The sequence below is a fragment of the Treponema sp. genome (genome assembly GCF_051883275.1).
Lineage (GTDB): Bacteria > Spirochaetota > Spirochaetia > Treponematales > Treponemataceae > Treponema_D.
This window is the reverse complement of sequence record NZ_JBJETK010000028.1, coordinates 1-15020: the sequence shown is the minus strand read 5'-3', so window position 1 is coordinate 15020 and position 15020 is coordinate 1. Positions and strand designations below refer to the sequence as shown.

The 15020-nt window shown below is 38.2% G+C and carries 15 protein-coding genes and 1 pseudogene; 4 read left to right on the top strand and 12 right to left on the bottom strand.

Annotation, left to right across the window (positions count from 1 at the left end):
- Positions 1–84: 84 nt before the first annotated feature.
- The 5 genes from fabV to ACI4L0_RS04360 all read right to left on the bottom strand — a co-directional run bounded on the left by fabV (position 85) and on the right by ACI4L0_RS04360 (position 4562).
- Positions 85–1299: an enoyl-ACP reductase FabV gene (gene fabV, locus ACI4L0_RS04380; RefSeq protein WP_439798949.1), complete on the bottom strand. Its 1215-nt coding sequence runs from the start codon at positions 1297–1299 to the stop codon at positions 85–87.
- Between the two features lie 236 nt (positions 1300–1535).
- A complete protein-coding gene (locus ACI4L0_RS04375; RefSeq protein ID WP_439798948.1) occupies positions 1536–2156 on the bottom strand; it encodes a hypothetical protein in 621 nt (206 codons plus the stop codon).
- A 96-nt stretch (positions 2157–2252) separates the two neighbouring features.
- Entirely contained in the window at positions 2253–3359 is a 1107-nt protein-coding gene (locus tag ACI4L0_RS04370) for an NADase-type glycan-binding domain-containing protein (protein WP_439798947.1), read from the bottom strand.
- A complete protein-coding gene (locus ACI4L0_RS04365) occupies positions 3356–3694 on the bottom strand; it encodes a C39 family peptidase (RefSeq protein WP_439798946.1) in 339 nt (112 codons plus the stop codon). Before ACI4L0_RS04365 ends, ACI4L0_RS04370 begins: the two co-directional genes overlap by 4 nt.
- Positions 3687–4562, bottom strand: a complete 876-nt coding sequence (locus ACI4L0_RS04360; RefSeq protein WP_439798945.1) for an NADase-type glycan-binding domain-containing protein — start codon at positions 4560–4562, stop codon at positions 3687–3689. Before ACI4L0_RS04360 ends, ACI4L0_RS04365 begins: the two co-directional genes overlap by 8 nt.
- A 168-nt stretch (positions 4563–4730) precedes the next feature.
- On the opposite strand from ACI4L0_RS04360, the gene ACI4L0_RS04355 reads away from it, so the two are divergent.
- The 3 genes and pseudogenes from ACI4L0_RS04355 (at position 4731) to ACI4L0_RS04345 (ending at position 7729) form a co-directional block, all read left to right on the top strand.
- Positions 4731–5642 (top strand): IS1595 family transposase, encoded by a 912-nt coding sequence (locus ACI4L0_RS04355; protein ID WP_439798944.1) that lies wholly within the window; start codon positions 4731–4733, stop codon positions 5640–5642.
- 114 nt (positions 5643–5756) lie between these two features.
- Positions 5757–6650: pseudogene (locus ACI4L0_RS04350) on the top strand (adenine-specific methyltransferase EcoRI family protein); the annotation flags it as partial.
- Positions 6647–7729 carry an HNH endonuclease family protein gene (locus ACI4L0_RS04345; RefSeq protein WP_439798943.1) on the top strand — a complete coding sequence of 361 codons (1083 nt, stop codon included), beginning with the start codon at positions 6647–6649 and terminating at the stop codon, positions 7727–7729. The pseudogene ACI4L0_RS04350 and the gene ACI4L0_RS04345, both read left to right, overlap by 4 nt.
- Here ACI4L0_RS04345 and ACI4L0_RS04340 read toward each other — a convergent pair whose 3' ends face one another.
- The 7 genes from ACI4L0_RS04340 to ACI4L0_RS04310 form a co-directional block, all read right to left on the bottom strand.
- Positions 7730–7927: a DNA-binding protein gene (locus ACI4L0_RS04340; RefSeq protein WP_439798942.1), complete on the bottom strand. Its 198-nt coding sequence runs from the start codon at positions 7925–7927 to the stop codon at positions 7730–7732.
- Between the two features lie 524 nt (positions 7928–8451).
- Complete coding sequence (locus ACI4L0_RS04335; protein WP_439798941.1) at positions 8452–9894, bottom strand: ATP-binding protein; 1443 nt, start codon at positions 9892–9894, stop codon at positions 8452–8454.
- Between the two features lie 285 nt (positions 9895–10179).
- The gene (locus ACI4L0_RS04330) at positions 10180–11760 is read right to left on the bottom strand and encodes a phage baseplate assembly protein V (protein WP_439798940.1); all 1581 of its coding nucleotides are present in this window, start codon (positions 11758–11760) and stop codon (positions 10180–10182) included.
- A gap of 371 nt (positions 11761–12131) precedes the next feature.
- A complete protein-coding gene (locus ACI4L0_RS04325; RefSeq protein WP_439798939.1) occupies positions 12132–12410 on the bottom strand; it encodes a hypothetical protein in 279 nt (92 codons plus the stop codon).
- 368 nt (positions 12411–12778) lie between these two features.
- Positions 12779–12931, bottom strand: a complete 153-nt coding sequence (locus tag ACI4L0_RS04320; RefSeq protein WP_439798938.1) for a YqaE/Pmp3 family membrane protein — start codon at positions 12929–12931, stop codon at positions 12779–12781.
- A gap of 27 nt (positions 12932–12958) precedes the next feature.
- Positions 12959–13759: a hypothetical protein gene (locus ACI4L0_RS04315; protein ID WP_439798937.1), complete on the bottom strand. Its 801-nt coding sequence runs from the start codon at positions 13757–13759 to the stop codon at positions 12959–12961.
- An 11-nt stretch (positions 13760–13770) separates the two neighbouring features.
- Positions 13771–14511 carry a hypothetical protein gene (locus ACI4L0_RS04310; protein WP_439798936.1) on the bottom strand — a complete coding sequence of 247 codons (741 nt, stop codon included), beginning with the start codon at positions 14509–14511 and terminating at the stop codon, positions 13771–13773.
- Positions 14512–14614: 103 nt separating this feature from the next.
- On the opposite strand from ACI4L0_RS04310, the gene ACI4L0_RS04305 reads away from it, so the two are divergent.
- Positions 14615–14932, top strand: a complete 318-nt coding sequence (locus ACI4L0_RS04305; protein ID WP_439798935.1) for a helix-turn-helix domain-containing protein — start codon at positions 14615–14617, stop codon at positions 14930–14932.
- The last annotated feature ends 88 nt before the right edge of the window (positions 14933–15020 follow it).

The following is a 15020-nucleotide window of genomic DNA, read 5'->3' as shown; positions in this document are numbered from 1 at the left end:
TTTGCATTGCAAAAAAAAGGGCGGCTCGAAAAACATTTTTCAAGCTGCCCTTATGATTTATCTGCCTAAAAGCTAAAAGTCGCTCTAGTCGATTTTTGTCATGTCGGAAATGTCCTTTTCGTAATCGACACCTTCAACATCAAAACCGTTTATAATAAGGAAATCGTGGCGGATTCCAGCAAGATCAACAAGCTCGTTTACATTCTCCTCTGTAACAGAAGGCATGACCTTGTCGACTTCAGCCTGAACCTTCGGATCCATTTCCCAGTCATCCATGCGGATTCTGTTTTCTGAATCCACAGGAACTTTTCCGTCCGCAGTATAAAGCCGCTCGGCAAACAGACGCTCCATCTGTTCAATGCAGCCTTCGTGAGTTCCCTGGTTTTTCATAATTCTAAACAGAACACCAAGATACTGTGTGATAATCGGAATAACAGAAGAAGAGCGTGTAATAAGCCCCTTGTTGACACTGACATAGGCGGCTCCGTTGCATGACTTGAGCGCTGTGTCAATGCTGTGCGCTCTCTTTTCCAAATCCTTTTTTGCCTCGCCGATTGTTCCGTCGCGGTAAATCGGATGTGAAAGTGACGGCCCGATGTATGAATATGCAAGTGTGCGGCAGCCTTCAGCAAGCACATCAGCGGCAAGAAGCTGTGTAATCCATCTTTCCCAGTCTTCGCCGCCCATTACTTTTACAGTGTTTGAAATCTCATCGCCTTCAGCCGGCTGGGTTGAAGCCTGTGTGATTTTTCCTGTCATCATATCGAGGGAAGCTCCTGAATAAACCTGATTGATCGGCTTTATCACAGAGCGGTACATCACCTTTGTGTCCGGGTCTGTGCGGACAGGGCTTGCCAATGAATATATAACAAGGTCAGCCTTTGCGCCCCATGCCTTGAGCTGCGCAATAACCTCGGCGCGACATTCATCGCTGTAGGCATCCGCATTGAAAGTTTTTGTTTTAAGGCCGGATTTTTCAGCCGCCCTGTCAAACGCCATATTGTTGTACCAGCCGGGAGTTCCGCCCTTCACCTGGGTAGGCTCTTTTTCAAATGAAACTCCGATTGTGTCGGCTCCATATTCAAAGGCCGCTGAAATTCTGCTTGCAAGTCCGTAGCCTGTAGAGCATCCCAGAACAAGAACAGTCTTAGGCGCATTTCCACCTTCAGCGCGGGTTTTTACTCCACGCCTGGCTTTCTGGGCTATAACATAGTTAATCTGATTCTCTGTTTCCTTTGCGCAGCCAATCGGATGGGCATTGATACACATATTGCTGCGAATCATTGGTTTAATAATCATCTGAAGTCTCCTGTAAAAATAAAAATTCCCTTAAATGGAATCGGCATTTTTAGAGCATCTCGAAAATTCAGTTTTTCCGAGGCTTCCTTAAAGTCTATCTACTTTGACATTTTACGTCAATATGTCAGCCGGATTCAATTTTATAAACACTGCAATGCAAATGAACATCCAAAGACATTATTTATCGTGTGCACGAAAATTTTTTTGAATCCATAAGCGGCCGCTTTTTTCACCAGCTACCATCCCATGAACGGCGAAACCCATTCTCCCTTGCTGCACCTTACCCTGTATTCAAGTTCAAGCGTTCTTTCTTCCTCATCGTCAAAACTGTATGTGCAGCTCATTTTAAATGTAAAACTGTCGCCGGCTTTTTTTCCTCTGAATATCTTTTCAAAATTCACTTTGGGTAATGATTTATGCACCGGCTTCATAAAAATATCTGCTGTCCAATAGTACTCCCCGTTTGCAATCCAGCAGGGGAAAATTTGCTTTTCGTCTATTCTGCAGACATTTTCCGGCAGAATGAATTCCGCATTTTTCAGAAAACAACCTTTCTTTCCTTCAAAAACATATGAAATATCTTTTACCAAAAGCCTTGTATGTACTTTTTTTGAAAATATATATACTTCAATATCATATTTAAAGTTATTGCCTTCAACATCCATAAAAAACTGCAATTCCTGCGGAAACCTTTCTCCGGCTTCAAGCCTTTTCCTGGCAGAAACAGGAGGCTCATTTATTTGCGAAAAGTCAAATGCAACTTTAGGATATAAAATTCCTGCTCCAAAAGCATTGGCAGAAAATGCGGAAGATAAAATAAGCAGAATTACAGCGATGCATGCGCTTTTTTTCAGCATCCATTTTCTCCTTTTCGTTGCCAGACATAAGTATTATCTCGTTGTGTAAAAAAAGGAACTGCTAAATTTCTCTTATAAAAACTATCATTGTTTTCATTAGTTCCCATACAAGTCTCCAAATAAGTAACTGTTTGATTTACACAGTAAATTTATTTCTGCTATACAGGTATCTGAATATTTATCACCATTATATATTTTTTTCACTCCACTCACGATAGCAAATGGATGATTTGGAAAACAATCTGAAAAAATTTGATAACCCATTTTTCTGTCTTCGAGTGTAATTTTTTGTATGAAATCTTCTTTTCCGTTTGAATTATATTGAAAATCAGCAACTCTATTATTATTTAGGTAAAGCTTTTCACTAGCTGCATATCCATTTATAATTGCCAAACCTGTAACATTGTATTCTTCTATATGCTGGAATTCTATTTTCATCAAGTCATCCTCCGTGTTCTCCACGTAACTTGTCGCGGGGTTTCCGTCAAAGGCGTTCTGCAATGAATAATGAAGAGGATTTTTCTCATCCCACAGGAAATCCGAGAATCTGATTCTAATCGCATTTTCATAGCTAGCCTTAAAGTCACTCGTGATGCAGGTGTCGAGCAGACAATACCTTGCTTCACAGCCTCCATACACAGCTCCCTTCATTATCGCCTTAAATGTCATGTCATCGTTTAGTCCTGTAAAATGTTCATAGAAAACAACGCCTTTCGCTCCTTTCCGTCCCTTGATTATTTGAAAAGTGTCTGCCCTGTATTGGAGTCCCAGGTCTTCCGTACAGGTTGCGATAACCCTAATACAAAAGTCAGACAGGCATCCTCCAAAAAAAACAAGATGATTACCTTTCTTGTAGTACAGCCCAATGACTGCCGCCGGCAAGTTCGGAAAAGGATATTTTGTTTCTGGACAAGCAACCTGCCAATAGAATTCGTCCGCTCCCACGCTTTCCCTGTAGAACACGGAGCATGAGAGCAAGCCTTCCGCACTGTCATTCTTAAGATATTGGTTGCGACAGGAATCCTTGAGCCACTTGTATAATGCATCGGTCTCTCCGTCCGCCTTCAGGCTGCCCGCCTCTATACGCTCCATGTGCCGCCATTCGGTGGGGAGCTTTTGTTTCAGCTCCGGCGCTTCCGCGAATACCGATGTGCAAACTGCAAGTACGGTTACGGCGCACAGCATAATAATTGTCTTTTTCATCTTCTTGCTCCTAAATATTTACTGTCATCATTTTTTTCATATAACCAACCCCATTTTGCATTCTTTTTTTCACCTTCTTTAGGTTTAGAGAACACCTTTTCCAGCATCTGGTTTGGGGTTTCTTCTGTCAGACCCCAGTAATGTAATATCATGCAGAGACTTGTGATGTTGCAGGTTCTCCAGGCCATCGGGTATTTTGGACCTTCATTTCCATTTTTATCAACCCATACACTATCATCTTTTTCTCTCTGTTGCCAAACATAGGTATTGTCTCGCTGAGTAAAAAAAGGAACGGCTAAATTTCGTTTATAAAATTCTTCACTTTTATTACTCATTTATATCTCCAAACAGAAAACTATTATTTCTACAAATAATATTAATTTCAGCTAAACATGTATCGTTATATTTACTTCCATGATAAACTTTAGTTATGCCACTTGTTATTGTATGAGGATTATTTGGAAAACAATAATCAAAAACTTGATAATCAAGACAATTGTCTTTCAACTTAAGATTATTTATTATTCTTTCTTTTTCTTTTGAATTATATTGATAATCAGCAAGTCTATTATTTTCGTGATATAAATTTGTATTCTTAGCGTATCCATTTATTAACATTAATCCTATAACATTAAAATCCTTTAATCCTTGAATTTCTAAGTCAAACAAATCATCTTCCGTGTTCTCTACGTAGCTTGTCGCAGGGTTGCCATCAAAGGCGTTCTGGATGCTGTATTTCAGCGGACATCTGGAATCAAATAAATACTCAGATGCGTCTATCCTTATTCGTCTATTTGAATCGCTGAACACCTTATAAAAATCTTCCCGGTTGCCTGCCCTAAAAAAATCGCAGCTGTTTAAGCCTTCCATTTGATTTTTTGTTTTGGCATAACTATAGATAATTTTCTGGTCTTTGCTTGTAATCTGATAACCGATGCTTGCCTCTGTTATAAAAAAGCCTATTTCATCTTTGTTCAGTTCTTTTATAAGCAGGTCATTGAACACAAAATATTCGCAGCCGCCAGTTTCCATATTGCCTTCTGCAATGCCATGGTGCCTGTACTGTAATGCTACAATCTTATATATCTCTTTAGATTCCTGCTTTGCGTATACGGTCTGCTGTATCCTATGTAATTTAAAATTTTTATAGTCCTCATTTGCAACTGTTTTATCACAATATGTCGACTCAAGAAAATCTGCCATTTTTTGATTGCATGCAAGAACCCTGTAAAACTCAACATTATTTGCAATTTCTTTACGGAATTATCCCCTCATACGCAATAAATAATATCATATTTTGACATTTTCTGCACCGTTTCTCTTGACTTATAATATATAACGTTATATATTATATACAACAGGAGGCAGAAAATGACATTCTTTCAATTTATGAATAAGTTTTCAACAGAAGAAGCGGTAATGGATTACTTCATAAACATAAGATACGGAGAAACGGTTGTCTGCCCTCACTGCGGAAAAATCACAAAAGTATACCGCCGCAAGGACGCTCCAAAACTTTTTATCTGTGCAAACTGCGACAATCATTTTTCGATTTTCAAAAATACAATCTTTGAAAAATCATCAACAGATTTGCGTAAATGGTTTTATGCAGTTCACTTGTTCTTGAACTCAAAGAAAGGAATTTCCGGATTGCAGTTACAGCGTGAAATCGGCGTAACTTATAAAACAGCGTGGAGAATGCTCAAACAGATACGCTCTGCAATGGGAAACACCGATATGACAAAGGCATTTGAATCAATGGTCGAAATTGACGAAACATATATCGGCGGCAAACCTAGAAAAATGAACGGCAAAACAGAACCTTTAAAGCGTGGACGTGGAACTAAAAAAACTCCTGTCGTAGGCGTAAAAGAAAGAAGCTCAAGCCACGTATTTGCAAGGGTAGCACTTCCGAACGCAGAAGGAAAGAAACTTACAGGCAAGCAGCTTTTCAATATTCTTGACAGCGTATGCAAAAAAGACGCAACGGTTCTGACCGATGATTTTACAGGCTACAATTTTATGAACCATAAAAACACAAATAAAAACAACTACTACAGAATCAGCGTAAATCATTCAGAAAGCATTTACAGCCTCGGCAACGGACTTCATACAAACGGAATTGAATCATTCTGGGCATTGCTGAAGCGTGGAATTCTCGGAATTTATCATCACGTTTCTGTAAAATACTTGCAGGAATATGTAAATGAATTCTGCTTCCGGCAGAATAACGGTTCAAGCTCATTTGACGCACTGTTAAGGCAGGGAGTATTTGCGGCGTAATACTTGACACAAAATTTACTGTACAGTAAATTTTTATATTATGAATATCAAGGAAGATGTTATAGAAACCTCTATACATAAAACTGCGGGGGGGGGAATAAGAACCTTCATTCTTCACGAATTGCAAAACAAGATGAATTTTACACTTTATTTGAAACAATAAACGAAGAATTAAAGCATTACAAAGAACATTTCAAGAATAAAGTTGTATTTTGCAACTGCGATGATCCCGAATACAGTAATTTCTATAAATATTTCAAAATCAATTTTGCACATCTTGGATTAAAAAAACTCATAACAACACATTACGAAAATGACAAGCCTTCCTATAAACTTGTAATTACAGAATACACGGAAAAAGACCCTCCTAGAGAAACTTTATTGCAGAACGGCGATTTTCGCTCTGATGAATGTGTAAAACTGTTGAATGAATGTGATATAGTAGCAACCAATCCGCCTTTCTCTTTAATGAAAGAATATTTGCCTATGTTAATTTCAAGTGGAAAAAAGTTTATCATTCTTGGTAACTTAAATCACGCTACCTGGGCAGAAACATTCCCTTTGTTAATGGAACATAAATTTTGGCTAGGAGTAAATAGCGGACATTTTTGGTTTAAAGTTCCCGATTATTACGAAGAAAAGAAAACTGATTTTAAGATAGATAAAAATGGTCAGAAGTATAGAAGAATGGGGAATTGTTGCTGGTTTACAAATATTGATATTCCTCAAAGACACATTCCATTGATTTTATACAAAAAATATGACAAAGAGGAATATCCGAAATTTGACAACTTTGATGCTATTGAATGTAGCAAAGTTCAAGATATTCCCGAAGATACAGATAAAATAATCGGAGTACCTTTAACATATCTTGCAAAACATTGTGATGAACAATTTGAAATTATTGGAAAAATGCAATCGGATTCCGGGAATGATTATGATTTTGGATTTCCTAAAATAAATGGCAGCAATAAATATGTAAGAATTTTAATCCGGAGAAAAAAATGAACATAGAACTTCACGAAATTTCAGTTAAAGACCTTGTAGAGAATTATATAAACAGCGATGAAGAAGGAGTAGTTGGATATAACGGCAAGCTGAACATCCGTCCGCCTTATCAGAGAGAATTCGTATACAAGCCGGAACAGCGGGATAAAGTCATTGATACAGTAATGAAAAACTTTCCGCTCAATGTTATGTACTGGGTAAAAAGCGGGGACAATTCATTTGAACTTATGGACGGACAGCAAAGAACTATAAGCATTTGTGAATATTTCAAATGTAACTTTCCTGTTAATTTCCGCTATTTTTTCAACCTTACAGATACAGAAAAAGAAGAATTCTTGAATTATAAACTTATGGTTTATATCTGCGAGGGAAACGACAAGGAAAAAATCGAATGGTTCAAGACAATCAACATTGCAGGAGAAAAACTGTTTGACCAGGAACTGCTGAACGCAATGTATACAGGCGAATGGCTGACAAGTGCGAAACGATTTTTCAGCAAGACAAACTGCCCTGCATACAACATCGGAAAAGATTATCTTAACGGCTCTGCAATCCGGCAGGATTATTTAGAAACCATTTTGAAATGGAAAACAGATAATCAGATTCAGCAGTATATGGCACTTCATCAGCACGATCCGAACGCAAACGAACTGACGCTTTATTTTCAGAACATAATCAGCTGGGTAAAAACTGCATTCCCGAAATACCGCAAGGAAATGAAAGGCATTGAATGGGGATTTCTCTATAACAAATTCAAAGATTCTGCCATTGATTCAAAAGCCGTTGAAGAAAAAATCACCGCTTTAATGCAGGACGATGATGTAACAAACAAAAAAGGCATTTATGAATATGTCCTTGACGGTGAAGAAAAGCACCTTAATATCCGGGCATTTACACCAAATCAGAAAAGGGAAGCATACGAGCGGCAGAACGGAATTTGTGCGGTATGTGAAAAACATTTTGAAATTGACGAAATGGAAGGCGACCACATAACACCGTGGCATTCCGGCGGAAAAACAACCGCCGAAAACTGCCAGATGTTGTGCAAGGACTGCAACAGGCACAAATCGGGAAAATAACTATTCCGTTTTTCTAGGAACGCCTTTTTTCCATCCTTTGCCCTGCCTCTGCTCAAAGCGGCGGCAGTCGTCCTCCGTCCATTCAAACGGCATAATTCCATTGACCGGCTTTCCACGCTGAACACCGTTATTTTTTGCCCAGCGTGCAACAGCTGCAATGCAGACACCGTATTTTTCAGATACTTCTTTTGTAGTCATTCTATCACCTACTTTTTTCTTAAAAGTTTTATCACTCTCAGGATAATAGAAACAGAAAGAAGAACTATAAGCAGGATTCTTAAAACTGTTATCATACTTGACCTCCGTTTAGAAAAAGGCTATCCTAAAAGGCAGCAGGATTTCTCCTGCTACCGGCTTGCTATTTAAGCAAGTTTAGGATTTCAATTACTAGAAGTATCAACTCTGCCAAAAGTTTAACTACTTCTAGTATTGCCGAAGCAGTCTTTTTAAGACTGCTTTTTTTTGCTCGTCCCTTATGTTTTTTACTCATAAGCAACCTCCGTCTGATATATATAATATACAACGTTATATTATATTAGTCAAGAGGTTTTTGAAAAAAATGTCAAAAAATGCGATTATTTTTTATTTGCGTATGAGGGGATAATTCCGTTTCTTTATATACCCGTTTCTCTGTTACCGTATATTCTGTCGAGCTCCAGCTGTAAGATTTGAAATTTGCAATGTCTTCTGTTACTTGTTGTTGAGATAAAAACTCTTTTTCCTCATTCTCGGAAAGCCTCGTCAGCTTCCGCCAGCTGTTCGGCATCATGTTCCTGAGTTCCGGCGCTTCGGAAAATGATGCTTCTAAAATGCAGAATATTGCCGTGATGATAAACAGTTTTTTTTTCATTTATTCCCCCCCCCAAAAACATTGCCATATAATGCGGTCTCGTTATTTTCTTTCCATTTTTTCCCAAATTGCAGTTCATTATTTTATAGCCGAATTTCACTTCATTTTTTTTGAGCATAGAATCCAGAGAAGAAGTAGAGCCTTTGTGACTTTTTACTTCAACTGGAACAACAGATGTTTCCTTTTCAAGAAGAAATTCAATTTCAGAGCTAGAATCGTCGCGCTTAAAATAGAACAGGAGAATGTTTTTTTTGAGCAGAAAGTCAGCAATCAGGTTTTCGTAAATGCCGCCTTTTACAGTTCCTGTAAGCGTATCGTTTATAATTGCAGCCTTCATTTCAAAGCCGTACATTGCAACCAAAAGCCCAATGTCGTTAGCATAAATCCTGAACTGTTCCTGCCGTACATAAGCCACTAACGGGAAACTCGGAGGAACAACATTGTAGCAGTAGCGCACGATGTTTGAATCCCTTAACCAGTCAAGCGAGTTTGCATATTTTCGCGCAGTTCCGCCGTTTTCTACCAGACCATACACAAATTTCGTGTTTTCCTTGGAAAGCTGCCGAGGTATCGAAAGATAACAGTTTCTTGCCTTAGGTTTGTCTTTTGTCGGTGCGTACTTTGCAATGTCGTTAAGATAAGCATCCAGAATCATCATCTGAGTTTTGTGGACTTCGCCGTAATTATTTGTTTCAAGAAAAGAATTTACAACAGCCGGCATTCCGCCAATTACTATAAATTCGCGCACAAGGCTTTCCATTTTGTCGTTTACGGATTTTTCTACAGGAAGATTTTCATCAAAATGTTTTTTTAAATCCGAAATGACTTCATCAGAAATTCCGCGCGCCCATAAAAATTCCTCAAAATCAAGAGAGTGCATTTCCACCTGCCTCTCATAGCCGACAGGAAAAGACGACACTTCCTTGTAATTGATTCCAAGAAGTGAGCCGCTTGCAATCACGTCAAACCGTCCGTCCTCCGCCCAGAATTTAAGCGAAGTTCTTGCCTGCGGACAAGACTGAATTTCGTCAAAGAAAATCAATGTTTCCCCTGGCTTGAACTCAACATTTTCTATAAAAAGTGAAATTTTACGAATCAGCTCGGTAACATCAAGGCTTTCTTCAAAAATTTGTTTTAGTTCAGGTCTTTCCTCAAAATTGATTTCGATAAAATTTTTGTAATTGTCCAGTCCGAACCGCCGGATTATAAAGGACTTTCCTATCTGACGCGCTCCTTTTACCAAAAGGCATTCGTTTTTTTTTGAGAGTTTCCATTCTTCAAGAAATGAATAAAATTTTCTTCTGAGTATATCCAATTATTGCAGAATTTTAGAATAGTTTTCAAGAGGACAATGCATATTTTTAGAAGATTTTTAAACATAAAATACAGAATTTTAGAACAGTGTAGCATCACTGTAAAACTCAACATTATTTACAGCTGCTTAAGAAAAATACAAAATATTGCTGTGATGATAAATAGGCTGAAATTCAATTTCAGGCTAATAAGAAAATACCACTAGAATCGCTATTTGCTATAAAAACAGCTCTCCCATAAAAAAAAACAAAGGACGCCGCACAAGCAGACGCCCTTTGCCACAGAATCAGCATACATCAACGCATGCTGTTCTCTGAAAATATCGCAGCCAGAGATGAAACTCCGGACGAACCAGTTTCACCTCAACCGTGTTGCTGCTCTTCTCAAAATTGCACCAGGCACTGTGGGCCCTAAAGATGAATTTCGGATCTTTTTCCGGCGGCATCTCGCTCCGCTCTGCCCTGTAGCTCCACTTTGCGCTTACGCTTCCTCCCTTCACTGTCAGCGGAAACCTTGCCAGCGGAATGCTGTCTTCAGGGCCCTTGCCCTCCCGGAACACCTGCAGTGTTACCATGTTCCCGTCTGCTATATCCTGCACGTTTGCCGTAAGCTCTACTTCCCTGCCTTCTTCCGTGCTTGCTGATGACCACTTCACGCTTGAGAATCCGGGCTTCCTGTTTTCTTCATCTTCCCGCTTCCGTTCGTATTCTTCCGTATTCTTGGGATTTATGATTACAGGCATCGGCATGCTCGCTCCCATTGCTATTACCGTCGAGTTGTTCCGCATCCCCATGTCGTTGCACGTCGTCACCGTGCTCCCGATTACCGCCGCCTCCTTTCCCTCTATCTTTACCTTCCTGCTCGTTCCTCCTGTGACCTTTCCTTCGTTCTTCGGACTGTTCTGGAACTTTATCGTCCCCGGAAGCTGCATGTGCATCGAGTCATCATGCTTTGCCACGCTGTCCTTTACGGCACAGGGCTTGTCATTGATGCTTGCGTTTTTTGCAAGTCCGTCCTTCAGCTTCCCGATGAACGGATGCGGCAGCGGCACTGTCGTCGTTGTGTTGCCGGCTGGTACGACCATTATGTGCGTGTCCATTCCGACTACCCTGTCGTCCTGCACCGCGATTTGCTTTCCTTCCGCCGTAACTCCCTTGGAGCCGCTCATCTTTATTTTCTTCCCTTTTGCCTTGATTTCCTTATCGCTTGTGAGCGTTGCGTTCTTTTTTGTTTTTATGTTCATGCCGTCTTCAGATGTTAATTTCGTTCCTTTTTCTGATGCAATGTCTATGTTTCCTCCGCTTCCAATTGTCAGCTTGCGGCATTTGATTTTTACCTCGCCTAGTTCATTCGCTACTTCTATTCCTTTATCTTTGCTAAGTACGCAGCGGATTTTTCCTCTGGCTGTTTCTATGCAGATCCCTTCCTTTCCTTCTTCGTCTATTAATTCAAGCCGGTGAGACTTCGTCTGCCATATATAGTTTTCCCCTCTGTTTGCTGCCGTCCCCTCCGGAGGCCGATGCTTCTGATCATAAATGCACCCGAGTATTACTCCCTGCATACGGTTTCCGTACGGAAAGCACACTACCACCTGCGTTCCGATTTCTGGCAGCCACCACACTCCCTCTCCTTTTCCTCTCCACATATTCACCGTCTGATACCACGGGCTTATTGTTCCTCCTGCAAGCGGCAGCTGTACCCTCACTCTTCCCTGGCACTCTGGATCCCTGTTGTCTGCCACTATCCCGTATGTCGGCGGATATTTCCCCATATCCTTCCTGTTCTGAAAATCTGTCTCCCCTGCTGCCTCCTCAGGATTCGGATGCCGTTTGAGTAATTCTTCTGTCTTTTTTTCTAGCTGGGTCATGTTTGTCTAATCCTCTTTGTATTACGCCGACTCTACTACAATCCATTGTCTGAATTCTGTCTTTCCTTCCGCAACTTCCCGTAAATCTGAATTCCTTGAAAGCAATTCGTTTCTCTTTGATTTTATGTCAAGCATTTTTTCCCATTCGCGCTACGGAATTGCATGTTTAAATAATAATTCAAAACATATATATCCGTCAATTTCTGCTCTGTCTGTGCAAGTTTTTAATTCTGTAAATATTTAAGAACTTTGTTTTGTCAAACTCTATCTGTACGTTACTCCAGATATCCGCCGTAGCACCAGCCGACAGTACCGGCTTTAATTGCCTTTCCATCCTTATCTTTTGCACCGGACTGAACTTCAACCTTTACCTAGCTGGAACTGATGCCGTCTATTGTTTCTGCTTTGCCGAGTTCAAGGATTTTGACTTTTGTGCTGGCTGCCATTACTGCAAGCACCCGGTTTGAAGTTGCTTCGCCTGAGCGAAGCTTTAAGTTTTCTGCAACCTTCATTATTTTGTTTGGGGCAACTTTAAAAGAAGATGATTCTACATTTTGTAAAGCTGTTGTTTTTTTTACTGCCGTCATAATCGCAAGTGCCGTCTGCGTGGCGTGGCCAGGTAAGACCAGATAAATCTGCTTTTTTACCATTTGCTATTGCATTTAACTGTTTATCAATGGATGATGTAATTATTACATACACACCTATTACATTATCCTGTTTGTTCAGCGAAATTTTTACATAATCTCCATCGTACTCAAGATAAAAAATATTTTCATCATTTTTGTAAAGATCGACGAACTCATCTACAAAGTTTACTGTTGAATCATAACGGTCTTCCCGACAAAAAACTTTTACAGTATATAAATTATCATTAATCCGATTTCCATATTTTTTCCACCCTTATGGAATTCTACAGGAAAATAGAAGATTTAAATAGTACTTAAGTTAATGGCATTGGTAAAATATACTATAAATTTGATAAGTCGTTAATTGATTGATTTTATTCGTCGGGAGATTATTTCTTGCTATTAAAGACAATAGCTGCTATTACTCCAGGAATCCAACCTGCACAAGTCAAAATCAATGTTAGTAATATTGCACCACACCCTTTATCAAGCACAGCTAATGGTGGAAAAATTATACACAAAATTGCTCTTCCGCATCCCATTTCTATAACTCCTAATAATATGGATTTTCATATCCAACCATCTTTAGCATGAAGAATAAAATATTTACCACGATTTCCTATATCTAAACTCTTTGTACTCATTCCAGAATCAGAAAGTGATTTTGTTAATGAGTCTACTAAATCATTATCTCCGCATATTGCAAGTAGTTGATATGCATCGAGCATTGCTTTTGAATCAGCAGTATCGTTACCATATTTATTTGCCTGTACTTTTTCTGTAAATAAAGCTCCAAATGGAATGTGGGTTATAGCGAAGCCTTTTGCATTACCTTTTTGATACGAAGGATAATAAGTTATCAGCATACAAAATCCATATTCATCGGTGTATGTAAGTCTATCTGTAGCATATTTTCCATCAAAATCAAGCATAATCTTTTTATAGGCAAATAATCCAACGCAAACAATTAAGATCAAGCAGAGTAATGTATTAAAAAATCCTCCTCGCTTTACGACTTTCACTCTTTCTGTAGTTTTTTTACCATCCGTTTTGTTCACAGAATTTACTGATTCCTCCCCAAAATATGCGTCTTGTTGAAAAGAAGATTCTCTTTCTCTCTTTTCTTCCTCTCGTTTTAATTTATATTCAGCTTTTTTTTGTTTTATTTTCTCAATCTGTGTTTTTAATTTTTCTTTTAAGGAAAGATAATAAACTTTAAATTTTTTTAAGAAGGCAAAGAGTATTTTTTTTATTCTAGTTAGACTTTTTTTCATGAATTCCTTAATTTCATGACTTTTTATTCCCTTTTTTTCAAAGATCAAATAAACAATAATACAGATTAAAAATACAATAATAATTATTTGAAACATAGATTATTCCTTTAGAAATACATCACTATATATTTATAAGAACCAGATCCCTTTTCTGATAGAAAACTAAAAGGTAACTCAATACACCACATATCACCGACATCGTAAAAAGTAAGCGATTTTCCAACATAATTAGAATTTGTAATTGCAGCATTAGTCAAAGATGGAAGTATAGTTTTTCCAATATAAATTCTATGTTTCATTCCACTTAAAAATCCAGCAAATTCTCCTAATTCATCTGTTGAAGAACTTGTAAGATTTTCAGATAATTCCAATGTTAATGCATTTTTATATTTCTTTGGAATATAAACTCCAAAATCTTGTGCTGTATACGAATTTGCATATACACTTGCTTCATAATGAATGCCAACATCAGCATTTGTATCAACTTTAGATGTATATCCACTAGAAGGAAACATATTAGAATCTTTCAGGCTTTTATATAAATCGTTCACTTCTTTATTTAATTTTTGACTTTTAGAATTCATTGATTCGACCAATAAGTCACCAAACACATCCGCAAAATCATCTAAATCATCTAAATCATCTAAATCATCTAAATCATCAAATGAATTTGTATCTGAATCTCCAAGCGAAACTAATGTAGATATTAAATCTTTGGATATAGTAAATCTAGAAGTGATTATATACTGCCCATCTTTATATGAAACTGATTGCATCGAATCAACACAAGCAGTAAAAAAAAAGCTTATGAATATTAAAAATACAAAAACTGATTTTAGTTTCTTCATAAAATCTCCATTGATAATAATTATCAAATACACTTGCTAATAATTATATTATAATATGGTATTACCAAGTTGTAAAGTATAACTTTTACCGTAGAATTTAGATATGAATCAGACAGAACTACGGAAAAACTTATCCTTCAATATAAAACAGAAAAGAAAATTACGCGGTTTTACACAGGAGAAACTTGCAGAAGAAACAGAACTTTCCGCACAAACTATAAATGATATTGAAGGATGCAGAACTTGGGTAAGTGACAAGACCTTGGTAAAACTTGCAGAGGTTTTACATACAAGCCCTGCAGAATTGCTTTTACAGAATAAAGGAAAACAAACAGATACTCTAGATTTTGTTCGTTTTAAATCAGAATTACAAGATTCTGTTTGCCAGACAATTGAAAGAATGTTTGAAGAAAAACTGTAATGTAACAGGACAAAGCCAGACAGTCATTTACCACCACCAAAGGTGGTGGCTTGAATGTGAACCGCTCAAAGCGGTTTGTTTTTTTATT